Origin of the sequence: Sphingobium sp. DEHP117 (assembly GCF_030867385.1) — a bacterium.
GTDB lineage: Bacteria > Pseudomonadota > Alphaproteobacteria > Sphingomonadales > Sphingomonadaceae > Sphingobium.
The window spans coordinates 927,876-946,010 of sequence record NZ_JAPFBJ010000002.1; the positions used below are offsets into that span (position 1 = coordinate 927,876).

The 18,135-nt window shown below is 64.6% G+C and carries 24 protein-coding genes; 10 read left to right on the forward strand and 14 right to left on the reverse strand.

What is annotated here, in order from left to right; all coding sequences use genetic code 11:
• Positions 1–35: 35 nt before the first annotated feature.
• The 5 genes from OOT33_RS11490 to hisB form a co-directional block, all read right to left on the reverse strand.
• A complete protein-coding gene (locus tag OOT33_RS11490) occupies positions 36–584 on the reverse strand; it encodes a DUF1993 family protein (protein ID WP_307750160.1) in 549 nt (182 codons plus the stop codon).
• Positions 585–621: 37 nt separating this feature from the next.
• Positions 622–1,404: an imidazole glycerol phosphate synthase subunit HisF gene (gene hisF / locus OOT33_RS11495; protein ID WP_307750161.1), complete on the reverse strand. Its 783-nt coding sequence runs from the start codon at positions 1,402–1,404 to the stop codon at positions 622–624.
• Positions 1,405–1,531: 127 nt separating this feature from the next.
• Positions 1,532–2,266, reverse strand: a complete 735-nt coding sequence (gene hisA, locus OOT33_RS11500) for a 1-(5-phosphoribosyl)-5-[(5-phosphoribosylamino)methylideneamino]imidazole-4-carboxamide isomerase (RefSeq protein ID WP_307750162.1) — start codon at positions 2,264–2,266, stop codon at positions 1,532–1,534.
• On the reverse strand, positions 2,263–2,877 hold the full coding sequence (hisH, locus tag OOT33_RS11505) for an imidazole glycerol phosphate synthase subunit HisH (protein ID WP_307750163.1): 615 nt from the start codon (positions 2,875–2,877) through the stop codon (positions 2,263–2,265). Before hisH ends, hisA begins: the two co-directional genes overlap by 4 nt.
• Positions 2,874–3,485, reverse strand: a complete 612-nt coding sequence (gene hisB / locus OOT33_RS11510) for an imidazoleglycerol-phosphate dehydratase HisB (RefSeq protein ID WP_307750164.1) — start codon at positions 3,483–3,485, stop codon at positions 2,874–2,876. Before hisB ends, hisH begins: the two co-directional genes overlap by 4 nt.
• A 93-nt stretch (positions 3,486–3,578) precedes the next feature.
• Between hisB and OOT33_RS11515 the strand changes: the two genes are divergently transcribed.
• From OOT33_RS11515 to gmk, 3 genes are all read left to right on the forward strand, one after another.
• The gene (locus OOT33_RS11515) at positions 3,579–4,067 is read left to right on the forward strand and encodes a ClpXP protease specificity-enhancing factor SspB (RefSeq protein ID WP_307750165.1); all 489 of its coding nucleotides are present in this window, start codon (positions 3,579–3,581) and stop codon (positions 4,065–4,067) included.
• A gap of 81 nt (positions 4,068–4,148) precedes the next feature.
• Positions 4,149–4,424: a hypothetical protein gene (locus OOT33_RS11520; RefSeq protein ID WP_307750166.1), complete on the forward strand. Its 276-nt coding sequence runs from the start codon at positions 4,149–4,151 to the stop codon at positions 4,422–4,424.
• Positions 4,425–4,471: 47 nt separating this feature from the next.
• Positions 4,472–5,131 (forward strand): guanylate kinase, encoded by a 660-nt coding sequence (gene gmk, locus OOT33_RS11525; protein WP_307750167.1) that lies wholly within the window; start codon positions 4,472–4,474, stop codon positions 5,129–5,131.
• 163 nt (positions 5,132–5,294) lie between these two features.
• Here the strand turns inward: gmk and OOT33_RS11530 are convergent, their stop codons facing one another.
• From OOT33_RS11530 to OOT33_RS11570, 9 genes are all read right to left on the reverse strand, one after another.
• The gene (locus OOT33_RS11530; protein ID WP_307750168.1) at positions 5,295–6,122 is read right to left on the reverse strand and encodes a tetratricopeptide repeat protein; all 828 of its coding nucleotides are present in this window, start codon (positions 6,120–6,122) and stop codon (positions 5,295–5,297) included.
• A gap of 225 nt (positions 6,123–6,347) precedes the next feature.
• Positions 6,348–6,863: a hypothetical protein gene (locus OOT33_RS11535; protein WP_307750169.1), complete on the reverse strand. Its 516-nt coding sequence runs from the start codon at positions 6,861–6,863 to the stop codon at positions 6,348–6,350.
• Between the two features lie 614 nt (positions 6,864–7,477).
• Positions 7,478–8,173 carry an ATP12 family protein gene (locus tag OOT33_RS11540; protein ID WP_307750170.1) on the reverse strand — a complete coding sequence of 232 codons (696 nt, stop codon included), beginning with the start codon at positions 8,171–8,173 and terminating at the stop codon, positions 7,478–7,480.
• A 10-nt stretch (positions 8,174–8,183) separates the two neighbouring features.
• The gene (locus tag OOT33_RS11545; protein WP_307750171.1) at positions 8,184–8,435 is read right to left on the reverse strand and encodes a hypothetical protein; all 252 of its coding nucleotides are present in this window, start codon (positions 8,433–8,435) and stop codon (positions 8,184–8,186) included.
• Positions 8,432–9,097 carry an HAD-IA family hydrolase gene (locus OOT33_RS11550; RefSeq protein ID WP_307750172.1) on the reverse strand — a complete coding sequence of 222 codons (666 nt, stop codon included), beginning with the start codon at positions 9,095–9,097 and terminating at the stop codon, positions 8,432–8,434. The genes OOT33_RS11545 and OOT33_RS11550 overlap by 4 nt, the downstream gene beginning before the upstream one ends.
• A complete protein-coding gene (locus OOT33_RS11555) occupies positions 9,094–10,266 on the reverse strand; it encodes an RluA family pseudouridine synthase (RefSeq protein ID WP_307750173.1) in 1,173 nt (390 codons plus the stop codon). The genes OOT33_RS11550 and OOT33_RS11555 overlap by 4 nt, the downstream gene beginning before the upstream one ends.
• A complete protein-coding gene (crcB, locus tag OOT33_RS11560; protein ID WP_307750174.1) occupies positions 10,263–10,640 on the reverse strand; it encodes a fluoride efflux transporter CrcB in 378 nt (125 codons plus the stop codon). Before crcB ends, OOT33_RS11555 begins: the two co-directional genes overlap by 4 nt.
• A gap of 60 nt (positions 10,641–10,700) precedes the next feature.
• Positions 10,701–11,432, reverse strand: coding sequence for a hypothetical protein (locus OOT33_RS11565; RefSeq protein WP_307750175.1), 732 nt, complete (start codon positions 11,430–11,432; stop codon positions 10,701–10,703).
• Positions 11,425–12,027, reverse strand: a complete 603-nt coding sequence (locus OOT33_RS11570) for a redoxin family protein (protein WP_307750176.1) — start codon at positions 12,025–12,027, stop codon at positions 11,425–11,427. Before OOT33_RS11570 ends, OOT33_RS11565 begins: the two co-directional genes overlap by 8 nt.
• Before the next feature lie 19 nt (positions 12,028–12,046).
• Between OOT33_RS11570 and argH the strand changes: the two genes are divergently transcribed.
• The 7 genes from argH to OOT33_RS11605 all read left to right on the forward strand — a co-directional run bounded on the left by argH (position 12,047) and on the right by OOT33_RS11605 (position 18,124).
• The gene (gene argH, locus OOT33_RS11575) at positions 12,047–13,426 is read left to right on the forward strand and encodes an argininosuccinate lyase (RefSeq protein ID WP_307750367.1); all 1,380 of its coding nucleotides are present in this window, start codon (positions 12,047–12,049) and stop codon (positions 13,424–13,426) included.
• Entirely contained in the window at positions 13,423–13,656 is a 234-nt protein-coding gene (locus OOT33_RS11580; RefSeq protein WP_307750177.1) for a hypothetical protein, read from the forward strand. The genes argH and OOT33_RS11580 overlap by 4 nt, the downstream gene beginning before the upstream one ends.
• A gap of 24 nt (positions 13,657–13,680) precedes the next feature.
• The gene (lysA, locus tag OOT33_RS11585) at positions 13,681–14,943 is read left to right on the forward strand and encodes a diaminopimelate decarboxylase (RefSeq protein WP_307750178.1); all 1,263 of its coding nucleotides are present in this window, start codon (positions 13,681–13,683) and stop codon (positions 14,941–14,943) included.
• A 6-nt stretch (positions 14,944–14,949) separates the two neighbouring features.
• Entirely contained in the window at positions 14,950–15,735 is a 786-nt protein-coding gene (locus OOT33_RS11590; protein WP_307750179.1) for an NAD(P)-dependent oxidoreductase, read from the forward strand.
• Positions 15,732–16,688 (forward strand): CorA family divalent cation transporter, encoded by a 957-nt coding sequence (locus tag OOT33_RS11595; protein ID WP_307750180.1) that lies wholly within the window; start codon positions 15,732–15,734, stop codon positions 16,686–16,688. Before OOT33_RS11590 ends, OOT33_RS11595 begins: the two co-directional genes overlap by 4 nt.
• Before the next feature lie 116 nt (positions 16,689–16,804).
• Positions 16,805–17,554: a DUF1134 domain-containing protein gene (locus OOT33_RS11600; protein ID WP_373690555.1), complete on the forward strand. Its 750-nt coding sequence runs from the start codon at positions 16,805–16,807 to the stop codon at positions 17,552–17,554.
• A gap of 78 nt (positions 17,555–17,632) precedes the next feature.
• The gene (locus tag OOT33_RS11605) at positions 17,633–18,124 is read left to right on the forward strand and encodes a hemerythrin domain-containing protein (protein WP_307750181.1); all 492 of its coding nucleotides are present in this window, start codon (positions 17,633–17,635) and stop codon (positions 18,122–18,124) included.
• The last annotated feature ends 11 nt before the right edge of the window (positions 18,125–18,135 follow it).

An 18,135-nucleotide genomic window follows, 5' to 3' on the forward strand; every position in this document is an offset into this window, starting at 1 on the left:
CGCGCCCGAACTGGCCCGTAGCGGTCCGATTACCCCTATGCGCGCAGAAAAGGCAGCATGTGCGGGATATAGTCAGCCTTGCCGAGGTCTACCCCTTGGCTGCGTAAAATGGCGTAGGCCGACATGACATGAAAATAGAACTGCGCCAGTGCCCAGTCCCGCGCATATTGCTCCGCGCTCAGGTCGAATATCATGCCGTTGGGCAATGCATGAGCGATGGGCGCGCCATAGTCCATATCGAGCGCGTCTGGGGCAAGGTTGTTCAACAGCGCCAGGGTTTCGGCGATGCGCGCTTGTGCATCGCCGATTGAACCGGGCACTTCGCCGCCGTTGCGCCCCTCATCCAAAAGCGCCTGAATCGTGTCGGAAAAGGCCAGCCCCCGCAGGCGACAGCTTGCCTCATGGGGCTGAACGCAGGCAAAGCGAATTTGCGTGGATAGGGGAAACATGTCGGGCGCGAGCCGCGCCGACAGCAGCGCCTCCGCTTCCTGCCCCGCCATCTGTGCCTGTGCCTTGGCCAGCCAGCCTGACATCGCGCCGAGCATGTGCATGAAACTAGGAACGAGGAGGGATGTCAGCGACATGGGTGGTCTCGCTCTCTTGGGGGCGGAGTGATCAGTATCAATTCGGCTGACTGGTGACCGGATGCCGCACGGCTATCCCCGCCTCGCTGAGCGCCGCATGCGCCTCGGCAATCGTGTGCTGGCCGAAATGAAAGATCGACGCGGCCAGCACGGCGCTGGCATGGCCCTCGCGCACGCCCTCCACCAGATGATCGAGCGTACCCACCCCGCCGCTGGCGATGACGGGCACGGAAACCGCGTCGGCAATCGCGCGGGTCAGCGCAAGGTCATAGCCCTGTTTGGTGCCGTCGCCGTCCATCGAGGTGACCAGCAGCTCGCCCGCGCCCAGCTGCGCCAGCCGCGCCGCATGCTCGAGCGCGTCGATGCCGGTGGCGCGGCGGCCGCCGTGGGTGAAGATTTCCCAGCGCCCCTCTGCCACCCGCCGCGCGTCGACGCTGGCGACCACGCACTGGCTGCCGAAGCGGTCGGCAATGTCCGCCACCACTTCCGGCCGGGCGACGGCGGCGCTGTTCACCGCCACCTTGTCCGCGCCCGCGAGCAGCAGCGCGCGCGCATCCTCCGCGCTGCGCACCCCGCCGCCGACGGTGACGGGCATGAAGCACACCTCGGCGGTGCGCTTGACGATGTCGAGGATGGTGCCCCGATCCTCATGGCTCGCGGTAATGTCGAGAAAGCACAGCTCGTCCGCGCCCATGCTGTCATACAGCCGCGCCTGCTCTACCGGGTCGCCCGCATCGGCCAGATCGACAAAGTTCACGCCCTTGACCACGCGGCCATTGGCGACATCAAGGCAGGGGATGACGCGGACGCGGACGGTCATTGTTGGCCTCGCTCACGCTCGGTTACGGCACCAGCCCGCTCCCCCGCCCAACCACCCGATGTAATACCCTGTCGGGCGGTTGAGCGGGGGAGCGGGCCGGTGCTGCGCATTTCAATGCACATGACTCTCACTCCGCCGCCGCCACGGCCAGGGCGGCCTTCAAATCCAGCCGCCCGTCATAAAGCGCGCGGCCGGTTATGACGCCCTCGATCCCGTCCTGCGCGTGGAGCGCCAGCACGCGGATGTCGGCTATGCCCGCCACGCCGCCGCTGGCGATGACCGGGATCGAGCAGGCGCGTGCCAGATCGACCGTCGCCTGCACGTTACAGCCTTTCAGCATCCCGTCGCGGCCCACATCGGTGAACAGCAGGCTGGCCACCCCGGCGTCCTCGAACCGGCGGGCGAGGTCCAGCACCGGCATGTCGCTCTTTTCGGCCCACCCTTCGGTCGCGACAAAGCCATCACGCGCGTCCACCGCCACCACGATACCGCCGGGAAAGTCGCGCGCCGCCGCCTTCACGAACTCCGGATCCTTCAGCGCCGCCGTGCCGATGACGATGCGCGAGACGCCGAGGTCGAACCAGCGCTCCACCGCCTCCCGGTTGCGGATGCCGCCGCCCAGCTGCACATGGCCGGGGAAGGCGGAGACGATACTCTCCACCGCCGCGCCATTCACCGCGCGCCCGGCAAAGCTGCCGTCGAGGTCGACGACATGCAGATGCTGCGCCCCAGCCTGCGCAAACAACAGCGCCTGCGCGGCGGGATCGTCGCCATAGACGGTCGCGCGGTCCATATCGCCCTCGGCGAGGCGGACGACCTGCCCGCCTTTAAGGTCGATTGCGGGGAAAACGATAATGCTCACGGGCGCCATTCCAGAAAGCGGGAGAGGAAGGAAAGGCCATAGCTCTGGCTCTTTTCCGGGTGATACTGCACGCCAACAATCGTGTCGCGCCCCACGGCGGCGACGATCGGCCCGCCATGATCGGTGGTGGCGAGCACATGCGCGGGGTCAGTGGCGGCGAAATGATAGCTGTGCAGGAAATACGCCTCGCCCGGCACGATGAGCGGATGCGGCGTGGCGGGCGTCACATCGTTCCAGCCCATATGCGGCACCTTGATGTTCGCGTCGGCAGGCTCGATTCTGCAAACCGAGCCCGGCACCCAGCCCAGCCCGTCATGGCTGCCAAATTCTTCGCCTTCATCGGCCAGCAATTGCATGCCGACGCAGATGCCGAGGAATGGCACGCCGCGCGCCTGCACCGCTTCGCCCATCGCCTCCACAACGCCGGGCAGGGAATAGAGTCCATCCCGGCACGCGCGGAACGCCCCCACGCCGGGCAGCACGATGCGCTCCGCCCGGCGCACCACCTCGCCATCGGCGGCGAGCACAACATCCCGCGCCCCAGCCTTGATCAGCGCATTATGAACCGAATGAAGATTGCCCGCGCCGTAGTCGATCAGCGCAATGCTCATTCTGTCGAGGTTCCCTTGGCGCCCAGCGTCCCCTTGGTCGAGGGGATGGCGTCGCCCTTGCGCGGGTCGATCTCCACCGCGATGCGCAGCGCGCGCGCCAGCCCCTTGAACAGGCTCTCGATCACATGGTGGTTGTTCTCGCCATACAGGCACTCGGCATGCAGCGTTATGCCCGCCGCGCCCGCGAAGCTGTGGAACCAGTGCTGGAACAGCTCGGTATCCATCTCGCCCAGGCGCGGCGTCGTAAACTCCGCCTTCCACACGAGGTAGGGCCGCCCGGAGATATCCAGCGCCACGCGTGACAAAGTCTCGTCCATCGGCGAATAGGCGCTGCCATAGCGGGCGATGCCGCGCTTGTCGCCCAGAGCCTTTGCCACCGCCTCGCCGATGGCGATGCCCGTGTCCTCGGTAGTGTGATGCTGGTCGACATGCAGGTCGCCCTTGCATTCCACCTTCAGGTCGATCAGCGAATGGCGCGAGAGCTGCTCCAGCATATGGTCGAGAAAGCCGATGCCGGTCGAAACGGCATAGCTGCCCGTCCCGTCGAGGTTGACGGAGACGACAATCGCCGTTTCCGCCGTTGTCCTTTGTATTTCAGCCGTGCGCATGACGCCCCTATAGCGCCGTTTTGCGGGCGCGCAATGTTTTGCGGGCGTGTCGGTTCGGCTTGACCCGCCTTTCCCGCGCGTTAGGTAAGGGGCATGAGCGACGAACTGCCAGACAGCCTGATTCCCTATGACGAGATCGTGCAGGAGGCCCTGCGCGCCGTGGTCGGCCGGGTGCTGGGCCAGGTGGAAAGCTCGGGCGGCGATCTGCCCGGCACGCATCATTTCTACATCACGTTCAAGACGCAGGCGCCCGGCGTTTCGGTGCCCAAGCACCTGACCGAGCGCTTCCCGGACGAGATGACGATCGTGCTGCAGAACAAGTTCTGGGATCTCAAGGTGGAGCCGACCCTGTTCCGCGTCAGCCTCACCTTCAATCAGGTGCCGGCCCAGCTTGTCATCCCCTTCGGCGCGATCACCGCGTTCGTCGATCCGGCCGTGAACTTCGCGCTGCAGTTCCAGGCGCAAGAGGGCGATGAAGAGCCGGAGCCGCACGAGGAGGCGGAGAACGACGCCACGCCTTCGCCGGCCCCAGCGGGTGACGGATCGAACGTGGTTACGGTGGATTTCGGCAAGCGGAAATAGCGATCGGGACCGGCCCCGCCGGTGGAACCAAGCCGCGCACAGGAGGTTGGTATGGCGAAGTCGAAAAGGAGCCATATCAGAATGTTCGGAAAACTCTTGGGCGGCGTACTGGGCTCCAGCATCGCTGCGGAGTCCGGGAAATCGGGAACCATGGGCGCGGTTGCCGGCATGGTTGCCAGCACCGTCGTGCGCCGTTCGCCCTTTGCCGCGCTGATCATCGGCGGCGCATGGCTGGGTCACAAGCTCTACAAGCGCAACGAGGAGCGCAAGGAAGAACAGGCCGCCCTCGCCGCCAAGCCCGCGCGCGTTGCTCCGGTGGCGACAGCGCCTGTGGTGCCAGACAAGCCGGACGTGTAATAGCGCCTCAGACTTGACTGTGCGGCCCGCCCACGGCACTAGCGGGCATGGCCGAAGGCGACACGAACGACCCCTATAAATTCAAACGGCGCGGGCTGCTGTTCGTGCTTTCCTCCCCGTCAGGCGCGGGGAAATCGACCATCTCGCGCATGTTATTGGAAGCGGAGGACAATCTTCAGATGTCCGTCTCCGCCACCACGCGCCCGATCCGTCCGGGCGAGGTGGAAGGCAAGGACTATCACTTCGTCTCGCTCGATCAGTTTCGCGAGATGACGACGAAAAACGACTTCCTCGAATGGGCGCATGTGTTTGGCAACCGCTATGGCACGCCCAGGGCGCCGGTCGACGCGATGCTGGAGGCCGGGCGCGACGTGCTGTTCGATATCGACTGGCAGGGCGCGCAACAGCTGCATCAGATTGCGGGCGGGGATGTGGTCCGCGTGTTCATCCTGCCGCCCTCGATAGAGGAGCTGGAGCGCCGCCTGCGCGCGCGCGGCACGGATAGCAACGAGGTGATCGAAGGCCGCATGGCGCGCGCCGCCAACGAAATCGCGCACTGGGACGGCTATGACTATGTGCTGGTGAACGACGACGCCCAAAGCTGCTTCGAAAAAGTGCGCACAATCCTCCACGCCGAACGCCTGAAACGCAGCCGCCAGACCGGGCTGATCGGCTTTATCCGGGGGCTGGGGAAGCGGGGGGAGTAGGGGGCATAGGAGCTGAATGTCGCACTTGTCATGCTGAACTTGTTTCAGCATCCATTTAGCGGCAGTCTCACGGTCATCATGGACAAGCGGTCCGGCAGCTATTCCCTACCGCCGAGCTAACACAACGGCCGGAATGTTGGGGGAAGCGGACATGCCGACGGGTCTATTGCTCCTTTTCCGCTGTTGCTTTAGCAGCTTGCATGACGGTTAGAAGTGTTTGCGCTTCCGCTCGCTTGGCCTCCGAAACAGACCTAACTGCGACTTCCTGATACTGTATTGCTTCATTCAGGACCGTGACGTCGCCTCGTGGATGCGCTGACATCCAGCTGGTAAACAGCCATGTAGCTAAGTGGGCTGCAGCATCGACACGTCCGCCTCGGTAGGCTGCTTTCCAAAGCTCAGCCGCTTTACTTTGGTCGCGCGAAACTCCGTCGCCATTCCAGTAAATCTGACCAAGTACGAATGTAGCATTGGGCTGACCCTGAGCCGCCGCTAACTCGTACCAGTGGCGTGCCTGCACTATATCATGTGAGACGCCGACACCTTGAAGGTACAAATTCCCTAGATCAGTTTGCGCGTCAGGATCGCCTTTCTCCGCAGCTTGTCGGCAGAGCGCAGCCCCCTTTGCTTCGTCCTTCGGAACGCCACGACCCGCAACGTAGAGATTGCCGAGAGCGCACAGCGATTTGGGATAACCGCGTTCAGCGGCCTGCTGATAAAGTGCCGCAGCCCGCGCGAGATTGGGCGTCCCGTTTACCCCCTTTTCGGCACACAGGGCAGAATTATGCAGTGAGTCCGGACGGGAATAAGCTGCTGCTTTGGCAAACCACCCACATGCCGCAAGCTCATCGCGAAGCGCATGGGGACCGTTGGGTCCCATTAACTCCCCAAGCATTTCCTGGGCATCTAGTCGTCCCTCGGCTGCGAATGCCTCAAGCTCTGAGCGGCCTCCCAAATCACCTTTTATCCAACGACGCGCGGACGCAATCACATCATTTCCTACTTGCGTAGCCTTGTTAGGCTCCTCCGACGCTGAAGACGCTGGATCAGCAAGTCCTAAGGCAAAGCTAGGGGGCGAAGCGCAAATGAATGCCGCTGATGCCAAGAGTACTGCTGCACGATACATCATTTCACTGTTGTACCTGAACGAGCAATGTCCGCAATGTCGTCGTCAGTGATCCATCCACTTTGGCTCAATCGTTGGGGTTAGCGGACGTTAGGATGAGCCTTCGGTCCAGATACTGAACGTATCAACCTCAACTGTCTCGGTGCTTGCCAAGTGCACGATGGATCGAGCGTTCAATCCAAGCATCGTTACCAAGAACAAGTGTAGCTTCGGCATCCCAGTGCAGTCCGGTTGGATGCTGAGCGATGGATCGGCTTCCGAACATGCGACGATAACCCCCGCATCCGTGTTCACGATGAGCGGGGTCCTTTTAAGCGTGCGCTGATCGGTGAAAAACCGGTCGAAGATCGCAAACGTCTCAGCAGGGATTGGATCGGCCGCAAGCAGCTCGCTCGCGAGCCTAGCCTCCATAGCCGTGCCATCCGCCATCAGAGTGTTCGTGAAAACGGCGCGGAACTTGGCCGCATCGCGCTCCCACCACGCCTCGAAGAGCTTGCGAACCTGCTGGTTCGCCAACCCAGTCGAACGAGGAGACTTTAGCGCAACGCTGCACGCCTCGGCGGGTGTGGCAGCGATCGCGGGCAGTGAGGCGGCGAGCGCGAGCAAGGTTCGTCTATCCATCCTGAGAACATCGCCTGTCTGTCGAATGACCGCAAGGTTGTCGGGTCCGGAAAGGCGGCTTTTTTGCGAGAACTTTTGGCCGCCGCTCAGCGAACGTCTGCTCCCGGCGAAAAGACGTGGGCTTAAATCCCCCTGTCCTACACCCCACCCCCTCTGCTACCCCACACGCCAAGGCCCATATCCCCCGCCTCCGCGTGGTGAGCCCCATGCCGTTTCCCGCCGCCCGCGCCGTCCTGCGCAGGCCCGCCGTCGGCACGCTGGCTCCCCTCTCTGCTTGAGAGTTGCGCGCCGGGCACTGGCGATCCGGCCTGTGGTAAGCATTGCAAAGGCAATGCGACCATGAAGGCCCCTTTGCGGCGGGGCATGTGCCGCACAGAGGATTTTCGGGCGGCGGGAATGGCTGGCCCGGCCTTGATCGAATGTCGCGCGGAATGGCGAGTTGCACCGCCTGGCAGTCACGGAAAAGCATGGCGAACCGGCTCTTTTGACAGCGTGGAGAAACAGGCAGTGCCCATCCGGCGCACAGCCGAGGAAGTGCGCGATGCGCCCTTACAGGGCGTGACTTTCGTGACTTTTGGGATGACGCGCGGCTCGCTGGTTCAGCCCGCCGCCATCTCCGCAAAGCCTGCCGCCGTCATGAACGCCTCATGCCGCTGCGCGCGGCGGAGGAGGGCCTGATCGTCGTCGCCCCATTGCTCGGCCTGCCACAGCTCGTCCAGCTCCGCCGCCTGCCACAGCTGCGCGAGCGGGAAGGCGCGCTCCACCGCCGCCAGGCCGATGATGAGCGAGCCGCTCATGCTCACCAGCGTCGAGAGCGGCGCGAGCAGGAAGGGGTCGAGCGCGCGCACCGCCTCGCCTAGCCGTGTGAGCGTCTCCGGCGGCTGCGGCACATGGACGATGCCGCTCGTCACGCGGAAGCTGACCTCGTAGCGCGCCTGCGCCCAGTCGATCATCGGCTGCCACTGTTCCGCCTGTCGCGCCACCAGCGGCTCCGGCCCGTCGGCGCGATAGCAGGTCAGGTCGCTCTCCCCATAGGCGGCGATCGGCGCGGCGAAGGCGGCGGGGTTCGGCATCACATGGTCGATCGCGGCGTTGGCGATGCCGGTCAGGGTCATGGCGGCGGGGTCGATCTCCTCGCCCTGGCTCGCCCACTCCTGCGCCACCGCGTTGCCGAGCGCGGCGGTAGGCAGCACGAGCAATGCCCGCGCGGGCGTGCGCACCGGGCGGCCATCGAGCAGGATGCTCCATCCGCCGTCTGCCGCGACTGCCGTGGCTTCCTTGTAGAACCGCTTCATCGGGCCAAGGTCATTCCGGCGGCGTGCGCCATGCGCGGCCCAATATGCGCGGCACGATCAGCGCCTGAAACAGGCCGACCGTGGCGATGATCGCGCCCATGATCTTGGCCTTCTGCCCGGCAACGAACCCGAATTTCTGCGCCATGATCATGAAGCCGAACAGCACGATCGCCACGCCGGACAGGCGAAACATGTTGAGCGCGATGAAGCGGCCCTTGGCGGCGGCCTCGCGCGCGGCTTTCTGGTCTGCGGTCTCGGTCATGATGCGGTGATATGGCGCTCCAGCTCGGCCATGTCCACCGCCACGGCATGCGCGCCGGCTTGTCTGAGCTCGGATACGCTGTGATAGCCCCAGTTGACGCCCAGCGCGCGGATGCCCGCATTGTGCGCCATCTCCATGTCATAGCTTGTGTCGCCGATCATCACCGTGGTCTCCGGCGCCGCGCCCGCATCCGCCATCGCCTGCAGCGCCATCGACGGGTGCGGCTTGGAGGGGTGGCGGTCCGCCGTTTGCAGCGTGATGAAATGGTCGATGATGCCGTGAGTGGTGAGACAGAGGTTGAGGCCACGGTCGGACTTGCCGGTGGCGACGCCGAGCATCCAGCCAGCGTCTGCCAGCCTCCCGATCAAGTCCGCCACGCCGGGGTAGAGCGGCTCGGACACGCCATTGGTGCGGCGCATATGCTGGAAAGCGAGCTTGTATTGCTCCGCCAGATGATCGTGGAAATGCCTTTCCGCATCCGGCAACAGCCGCGCCATCGCCTGCGGCAAAGACAGGCCGATGACAGCGAGGGTCTGCAGCCGCGTCGGCGGGTCGAGCTTCGCCGCGTCGAAGCAGCGGTTCATCGCCTCGACGATATCGTGCTGGCTATCGACCAGCGTGCCATCGCAATCGAACAGGGCAAGGCGGTTGGCGGTGGTCATGGCTTGCGGGGGGATGCCTTGGGGCGGGGCTTTCGAGGGGCGGGCTTCTTTGCCTGCGTCTGCCCGCGTTCGCGCCGTTCGCCGCGCTTGTCCTTGCGCACCTGCTTGGCGTGCTGTTTTGCCACGCGCTTGAGGTCATCCTTGGTCGGGCCGGTGTCGATCTCGTCATCGAGCAGCAGCTCACCCTTTGCGAGGTCAAATCCCAGATCGTCGAGGCTCTCGGCGAAATGCGCGGGCAGCTCCGCTTTCACATCCACCCGCCCGCCATCGGGGCTGTCCACCCGGATGCGGCGCGCATGAAGGTGCATCTTGCGGCTGATCGTGCCGGAAAGGAAGGCATCCTTGCCGCCATATTTGCCGTCGCCCACGATCGGGAAGCCGATGGCGGCGAGGTGCACGCGGATCTGGTGGGTGCGGCCTGTATAGGGTTGCAGCTCCATCCAGCAGGCGCGGTTGCCCGCCCGCTCGATCACGCGATAGCGGGTGCGCGAGGGCAGGCCTTCCTCCTCGTCGACATGCATCTTCTCACCACCGGAGCCGGGCTGCTTGGCTATGGCCAAGTCGATCATGCCCTGCTCGATGCTGGGCACGCCGACGACGAGCGCCCAATAGACCTTGCGCGCGGTGCGGCTGGAGAAAGCCTTCGCGAAATAGGCGGCGGCTTTGGGCGTGCGCGCAAGCAGCAACGCGCCGGACGTATCCTTGTCGAGGCGGTGGACGAGCTTGGGCCGGTCATCCCGCTCAAACATCAGCGCGTCGAGCAGCCCATCGACATGGCTGTCCGTCTTTGTGCCGCCCTGCGTAGCGAGGCCGGGCGGCTTATTGATGACGATGGCGTGCTCGTCACGGTGGATGACGAGGCTCTGCGCGAACTCCGTCTCCTCCGGCGACAGGCGCGGACGGATTGGGCGGGAGGGGCGTGCGGGCTTGGCGGTTTTGGGCGCGGGGAGGGGAGGGATGCGCAGGGACTGGCCTTCCGCTACCCGGTCCCCCGGAGCAGCCCGCGCGCCATCGAGGCGAAGCTGCCCCGTGCGTGCCCACCGCGAGACGATGGCGAAGCTCACGTCCGGCATGTGTCGCTTGAACCAGCGGTCCAGCCGGATGCCGTCATCCTCCGCGCTGATAATAGCGGTGCGGGCGGTGCTGGTATCTGCGCCACTCTTGCTCATGCCAGCGCCCGCATCGTGAACAGGCCGCCAAACAGCGCACCGACGGATAGCAGTACGGACAATCCGGCATAGGCCGCAGCACCGCCCAACTGGCCGCGCTCGATCATCAACGCGGTTTCAAGGCTGAACGCGGAAAAGGTTGTGAAGCCGCCCAGCACGCCGACGCCAAGCAGCAACCGCGCCTGTTCCCCGCCACCGGAGCCGTGCCGCGCGAGCCAGCCCGCCAGCAGCCCCATTGCCAGTCCGCCGATGATGTTTACGCCCAGCGTCCCCCACGGCCAGCCGCTGCCCATCAGCCGCCCTGCCATATGGCCGAACTGATAGCGGGCTAGCGCACCCAGTGCGCCGCCGATCATGACAAGAAGGCTGTTCATAGGCTTCCCCCTATGCGGCAATGCGCGCAAGAGCAAGGGAATGGGCAGAATTGCGTGTGATCAGCGGCGCTGGCTGGCCACCAGATCAGCGTCGATGCCGCCACCCGGTGCTGAACGCAGTGCGAGATAGAAGGCTGCGCCATCCTTTGTGCGGGTACCTTTAAGGGCGTGGCCGCCGTCCTGCTCCACATGCTCGACCGAGAAGCCAGCGCGCCGCGCGAGTGTGTAGTAAAAGTCGAGCACCGGTCCAGCGTCCGTTCCAGTCGCGAAGGTCGCGGCGCGGATCGTACATTTCGGATCGTCCGCTCCTGCCGCATCTTTCAGAGCCGCGCCGGGATATAGCGGCAGGTGCGCGGGCAGGCGGTTGGCCCAGCCCATGTCATAATCGAGGCGCGGGTCTTCGCAGGCAGCGCTAAGGCCCTGCTCGCGCGCGATGCCGGCCAGGGTGATCGCACCGCCAGCTGTGGTGACAGTCTTTGTCGCTGGCGGCGTGGGGAGCAGCTTGCCCCCCGCCAGCCTGAGCGCGCGCGCCTGCGCATCGCGCAGCGACAGGCCGACAGGCACTGACCCGTCCAGCGGCTTGTCGGCGGGCCTCAAGCCGTCGCGGTTGCCCTCGCGTCGCAGGTCAGGGTCGGTCGCGATCGGTGTTTCCAGCGCATCGCGCAGTGCGGGGTCCACTGCATTGCGCGCAACCTTGGCTTCCAGCGAGGCGAGGTTTTGAGGCTCGTCCGCGCTGCCGCAGGCAGCCATCAGCATCAGCGGTGCGAGCGCTGCGAACCGGCGGCTATTCATTCACCGCTTCCTCGATCAGTGCGCGCATCTCTGCCCCCTCCCAATCCGGCGCGCCGATAATGCGCGCGATCTCGGTTCCTTGCGATGAGTATAGCACGCTCATCGGCAATACGCCGCCGCCATAGCCGAAGCCGAAGGCATTCTCCCGGTCAAGCCAGGTCTTCATGGTGCGAAACCCCTTGGCGTTGAAGAAGGCGACCACCTTCTCCGGCTCCATCGTGTCCTGCGAGATCGGGATGACCTGAAGCCCGCTTTTGGCGTAACTCGTGGCGATGCGATCCAGCTGCGGCATCTCCGCGACGCAGGGCGCACACCATGTTGCCCACAGGTTGACGAGGATCGGCTTGCCCTTGAAGCGCGCAAGCGTCAGTTCCTTGCCTGCAGCATCGAGGAAGGCGTGGTCTGGCAGTTCGCTGCCCGTCTTGCTGCGGTCAACCTGATAGCGCGCCGCCTTGTCCTGCGCGCTGCTGCCGCCCGTTACTTCGCCGGCGGTGACCGCATTGTCTTGCTCATGCGGCGCGGATTGCTTATCGCAGGCGCCGAGCGACACCCCGGTCAGGAACAAGGCAATCAGCGTGCGGGACGAAACAGACATGACGGCAGGCTCCAACAGCATGTGGGGCGGGCGCTTCGCCGAAGGGCCAGCCGCGGTCATGCGCGAGATAAACGCCTCGATACCGTTCGACAAGCGGCTGTGGAAGCAGGACATCGCCGGGTCGAAGGCGCATGTGGCCATGCTCGCGGTGCAGGGCATCGTTTCCGGCGAGGATGCACAGGCTATAACCGAGGGGCTGAGCCGGGTTGCTGCGGAATATGAGCGCGACGGCGTGCCGGTCAACATGGCGCTGGAAGACATCCATATGGTCACCGAGTCGCGCCTCGCAGAGCTGATTGGCCCGGCGGCCGGGCGGCTGCACACCGCGCGCAGCCGCAACGATCAGGTGGCAACCGACTTTCGCCTGTGGGTGCGCGACGCGATAGACGAGGTACTAGCGGGGCTGCAGGGCTTGCAGGCGGCGCTGGTGGCGCGGGCCGGGGAGCATGCCGACAGCGTCATGCCTGGCTTTACGCATCTGCAGAGCGCACAGCCGGTAACGATGGGCCATCACCTGATGGCCTATTACGAGATGCTGAAGCGGGATGTTTCGCGCTTTGCCGATGCGCGCGCGCGGCTCAACCAGTGCCCGCTCGGCGCCGCTGCGCTGGCGGGCACCGGCTTTGCGATAGACCGGCGCAACACAGCCGCTGCGCTGGGGTTCGATGCGCCCACGGATAACAGCCTCGACAGCGTGTCCGACAGGGACTTCGCGCTCGATTACCTGATGGCGGCGACGCAATGCGCGCTTCACCTCTCGCGTCTGGCCGAGGAGTTTATCATCTGGGCGAGTCAGCCCTTCGGCTTCGTCGCGCTGCCCGATGCCTATTCGACCGGCAGCTCGATCATGCCGCAAAAGCGCAACCCGGATGCTGCGGAGCTGGTTCGCGGCCATGCGGGGCGGATCATGGGTTGCATGACCGCCTTGTGCGTGACGATGAAGGGCCTGCCGCTCGCCTATTCCAAGGACATGCAGGACGACAAGCCGCCGGTGTTCGAGGCGCATGACCTGCTTGGCCTTAGCATTGCAGCGATGACCGGCATGGTGGAGACCGTGACCTTTCGCACCGACAGGATGCGCGCGCAGGCGCAGAGCGGCTTTGCCACAGCGACGGACCTTGCCGACTGGCTGGTGCGGGAGGCGGATATTCCGTTCCGCGAGGCGCACCACATCACGGGGCGGGCGGTAAAGCTGGCGGAGGAGAGGGCGATGCCGCTCGCCGAACTGTCGTTGGCCGATTTGCAGAGGATAGACGCGCGCATCGATGAGCGGGTCTACTCGGTGTTGACGGTCGATGCCTCGGTTGCGAGCAGGGTGAGTCATGGCGGCACCGCGCCTGTGCAGGTGCGTCTGCGGATCGCGCAGGCGAAAACAGAGCTGGCGGGGACAGGCATATGAGACGAGCGATCATCTTGGTGCTGCTCACCCTTTCGGCCTGCGGCGTGCGCAAGGAGCTGGAGCAGACGCCGGGTACGCCGCCCCCTCCGGTCGCGCGCGGGGCCGAACGGGCGGAGACGCCAGGCGAGATGACTCGCTTCGAAACGCAGGCACGACCGAACCGGAGCGGTGAGCCGCTCGATCGCTCCTACGAGCGGGGCGACGACTATTTCGATCTGCCGCCTTCCTGACATTATTTCATAAAGCAAAAGCCGATGGATCATTTCACATACAGGGACGGCGTCCTCCACGCCGAGGATGTTTCGCTCAGCATGATTGCCGAGGCGGTCGGCACGCCGGTCTATATCTATTCCCGCGCCACGCTCGAGCGGCATGCACAGGTGTTCAAGGCGGCGCTTGCCGCTCTGCCGCGCACCCACATCGCTTTCGCGATCAAGGCGAACCCCAATCTGGCGGTTCTCAACGTGCTGGCGCGTCAGGGCTTCGGTGCGGATGTGGTGTCCGGTGGCGAAATCTCGCGGGCGCTGGCGGCGGGGATGAAGGCGCAGGACATTGTTTTCTCGGGCGTCGGCAAGACGCGGGCGGAGCTGGCGCACGCGCTGGAAGCTGGCATTGGGCAGTTCAACATCGAACTAGAGGAAGAAGGCGCCGTGCTGGCGGCGATGGCCGCGCAGATGGGCAAGACGGCATCCGCCGTGCTGCGCGTAAACCCGGATGTGGATGCAGGCACCCACGCGAAAATCTCAACCGGCAAGTCCGAGAACAAGTTTGGCGTGCCGATCAGCGAGGCGATGGGGATCTTCGCGCGGCTATCCGGGCTTGCAGGCCTCAACCTGCGCGGGGTGGCGTGCCACATAGGCAGCCAGCTGTTCGATCTCGCGCCGCTCGAAGCCGCCTATGCCCGCGTCGGCGCGCTGGTAGCAGAGCTGCGCGCGGCAGGGCGTACGATCGACCGAGTCGATCTGGGCGGTGGCCTTGGCGTGCCTTACGAGCGGGACAAGGTTCCCCCCAGCCCGGCGGACTATGGCGCGATGGTTGCGCGCGTCACAAATGGCTGGGACGTGACCCTGATGTTCGAGCCGGGGCGCGTGATCGTCGGCAATGCGGGCGTGCTGCTTACGCGCGTCATATGGGTGAAGCCGGGTGTAGCGCGGCCCTATGTCATCGTCGACGCCGCTATGAACGATCTGGCGCGCCCGGCCATGTATGATGCCTTCCATGATTTCGAGGCGGTGCATCCTGGCGGCGAGCGCATTGTCGCCAATATTGCCGGGCCGGTGTGCGAAACAGGCGACACCTTCGCCATGGCGCGCGAGATTGATGCCGTGAAGTCGGGCGACCTTGCGATATTTCGCACGGCAGGCGCCTATGGCGCGACCATGGCGAGCACTTATAACAGCCGTGCGCTCGTGCCCGAGGTGATGGTAGACGGCGCGCGCTTTGCCGTGGTGGCGGAGCGGGTGCTGCCCGAAACGCTGATCGCTGCCGAGCATGTGCCGGGCTGGCTGCGGGATTGATGGAATATGCACAGCCTGCCCCTCTTCGTGAAGCTGGATGGGCGGCTGGTCATCCTGCTGGGTGAGGGCGAGGCGGCGGACGCGAAGCGCCGGTTGCTGGAGCGGGCGGGCGCGGATGTCCACACCGATGAAACGGCACAAGCGGCGCTGGCGATCGTGGCTATGGAGGACGACGCGCAGGCGCAGGCGGCGGTGGCGCGGCTGAGGGCGCGGGGCGTGCTGGTAAATGCGGTAGACCGCCCGGCTCTGTGCGATTTCACGCTGCCCGCGATTGTGGATCGTGATCCAGTGCTGATCGCCATCAGCACTGGCGGCGCATCGGCGGGACTTGCAAAAGCTCTGCGCCAACGGCTGGAGGCGCTCTTTCCTGCGTCGCTAGGTTCGCTGGCGAGGGCGCTGAGCAGCGCGCGAGCCGGGATGCGCTCCCGCTGGCCCGATGCTGCTGCCCGCCGCCGCGCCATTGACGATGCGCTGGCCGAGGGAGGGGTGCTCGATCCTCTTGCCGGCGCCAGAGAGGAAGCGGTGGTGCAGTGGTTGTCTCAAGCTGGTGGTGGTCACTCCGCTACCCGCCTCGAAACAATCCCTGTGGTCTCGGAAGACCCGGACGACCTTACCCTGCGCGCCGCGCGGCTGCTGGGGCAGGCGGATGCGGTGTATCACATGCCGGGCATCGCGCCCGCCATCCTCAACCGCGCTCGTGCTGATGCCGCCCGAATCGTCGCTCTTGATGTGCCGCAGTGGGAGGGGCCGGGCCTTGCGCTCTGGCTGTTTCGCGCCGAGGATCAAGCATGAGCCGCTTCTTCCTGCACAGCTCCGGCGGTACGCGCGAGATCGAGTTAAGCGCCTGCCTTGCGCATGACCCTGAGCACGAGTTCCTGTGGGTGCATCTCGATGGTAAGGTTGACGATGTCGACACGATACTCACCCGGTTCGCCCACATCCCGTCGCCTGCGGTTGCGGCCCTGAAGGCGCAGGAAACGCGCCCACGCTGTGCCCAGTTTGATGAGGGCGCGCTCGTTAACATGCGCGGGCTGGGTGCGCCTTCCGCTATCGATGGCGACCCGCTCGTCTCGATCCGCTTCTGGGCGCAGCGCGGCCTCGTGGTCAGCTTGTCCTACCGCGAGCTGGGCGTGCTTGACCGGCTGATCACGCGGATGCTGGCGGGGGAACTGAGGGACCCCGGAGACCTGATCGCCGCCACCGCGATAGAGATCACCGACGCGCTCGATCCCGAAATCGCCGACCTCGGTGATGCGCTCGACGCGATCGAAAGCAGCGTGCTGGAAGACGGCAGCACGATAGAGCGTCAGAAAGTAGCGCAACTGCGGGCGGAGGCGATCTCTTATCGCCGCTTCCTCGCTCCCCAACGGCAGGCGACTGAGCGGTTGATGACGATGCCCGCCGACTGGCTCGAGCCTGACGACCGCCTGCATCTCCAGGAAGCGGCGGACCGCTGTGCACGCATGGTCGAGGAACTGGAGTCGGTGCGCGAGCGTGCGGCGCTTACGCACGAGGCACTGACCGATCTGCGCGCCGAGCATATGAATAGGCAGGCGCTCGTACTCGCCATCGTTGCGCTTGTGTTCCTGCCGCTTACCTTCATCACCGGCCTGCTTGGCATGAATGTGGAGGGTATACCCTTCGCGCGTGAGCCATGGGCGTTTTGGGGGGTGGTGGCGTTCTGCGCATTCGGAGGTGGTGCGATGGCAATCTGGTTCAAGGCGACACGCTGGCTTCAGAAATAGTTCGGCAGCGAACGTTCGATTCGGTTCGGCGCAGAATCGACTCAGGTCGCCGTTCGTTCATTGCCGTTTCATGTGCCGGGCCGAATATGCCAAGACCGGGCGCAAAGGGTGAGGGCATGAATATCATGGCGCATTTCAGGAATTTTACGGCACGGATGGCGCAGGCGGCAGTAGGCGTGCTGATCGCATCCGGCCTGGCGCTCGCGCCTGCTCCGGCGCTGGCGCAGGTACAGACCGTTGATCCCAATCAGGCGATCGATGCAGATTTGGCACCTCCCGGCGGCACCGAAGCGCCGGTTCCGCCTCCGCCGCCGCCGGTTAATGCACCCGCTACCACCGCGGCGCCCGCCGCTGCGACAGTGCCGGCCGCACCCGATCCCAAGTCCTCCTATCAAAAGGACGATATCGTCAGCGCGGCCGAAGGCGTATTCGGCCGTGGCGCTGAAGGGCTTGCCAGCCTGTTGGAGAAGGTCCTTAAGGACAGGGGGCAGCCCAATGCATATATCGCCGGGCGAGAGGCATCGGGCGCGCTTGTGGTTGGTTTGCGCTATGGCTCGGGCACGATGAACCACAAGGTCGAGGGCGAGCGAAAGGTTTACTGGACCGGACCGTCGGTGGGCTTCGATGTCGGCGGCAATGCGTCCAAGGTTTTCGTGCTGGTCTATAACCTTTACGACAGCCAGGATCTGTTCAGGCGCTATCCGCAGGCGGAAGGGGCGCTGTATGTTGTGGGCGGGTTCACCGCCACCTATCTGCGGCGCGGCGATGTTGTGCTCATTCCCATCCGGCTCGGCGTCGGCTGGCGTGCAGGTATCAACGCAGGCTATATGAAGTTTACCGAGAAATCGCGCGTCATCCCGTTCTGACCGTCGACGGGTGGTTGCCTTGGCAACCAACGGCAGGTCGGAACGTTAATCTCCCGAAATTCCATCCGGGAGACGCATATGGCTCAGCAGCACGATATCTTCTCGACGCTTAAACAGGATCACGACAAGCACCGCGCGCTGCTCGCTCGGATTGACCGGACCCACAGCGAAGATGAGGAAAGGATCGAGCTCTTCAGCCAGTTCACCCTTGAGGCAAAGGCTCACGCTGCCGCCGAAGAACAGGCGCTTTACTCAACCGTGATGCGCAAGCCCAAGTTGACATCGGAAGTGCGCCATTCTGTTTCGGAGCATCACGAAGTCGAGGAAATGCTGAACGACCTCGCCTCGACCGATTCGGGCAGTGACGAATGGCTCACAAAATTCCGCGAAATGCAGCACCGGTACCTCCACCACATCGAGGAGGAAGAGGAAGAGCATTTCCCCGATTTCGCGGAGTGCCTTACGCCTGAGGATCAGGCATATATGGACAGCGTCTTTCAGAAGCGCAAACCGGTGGAGAAAGATAAGGCCGAAGTAACCCCGGAAAAAATGGAGGACGCGAAGGAATAGCCTGACGCGTC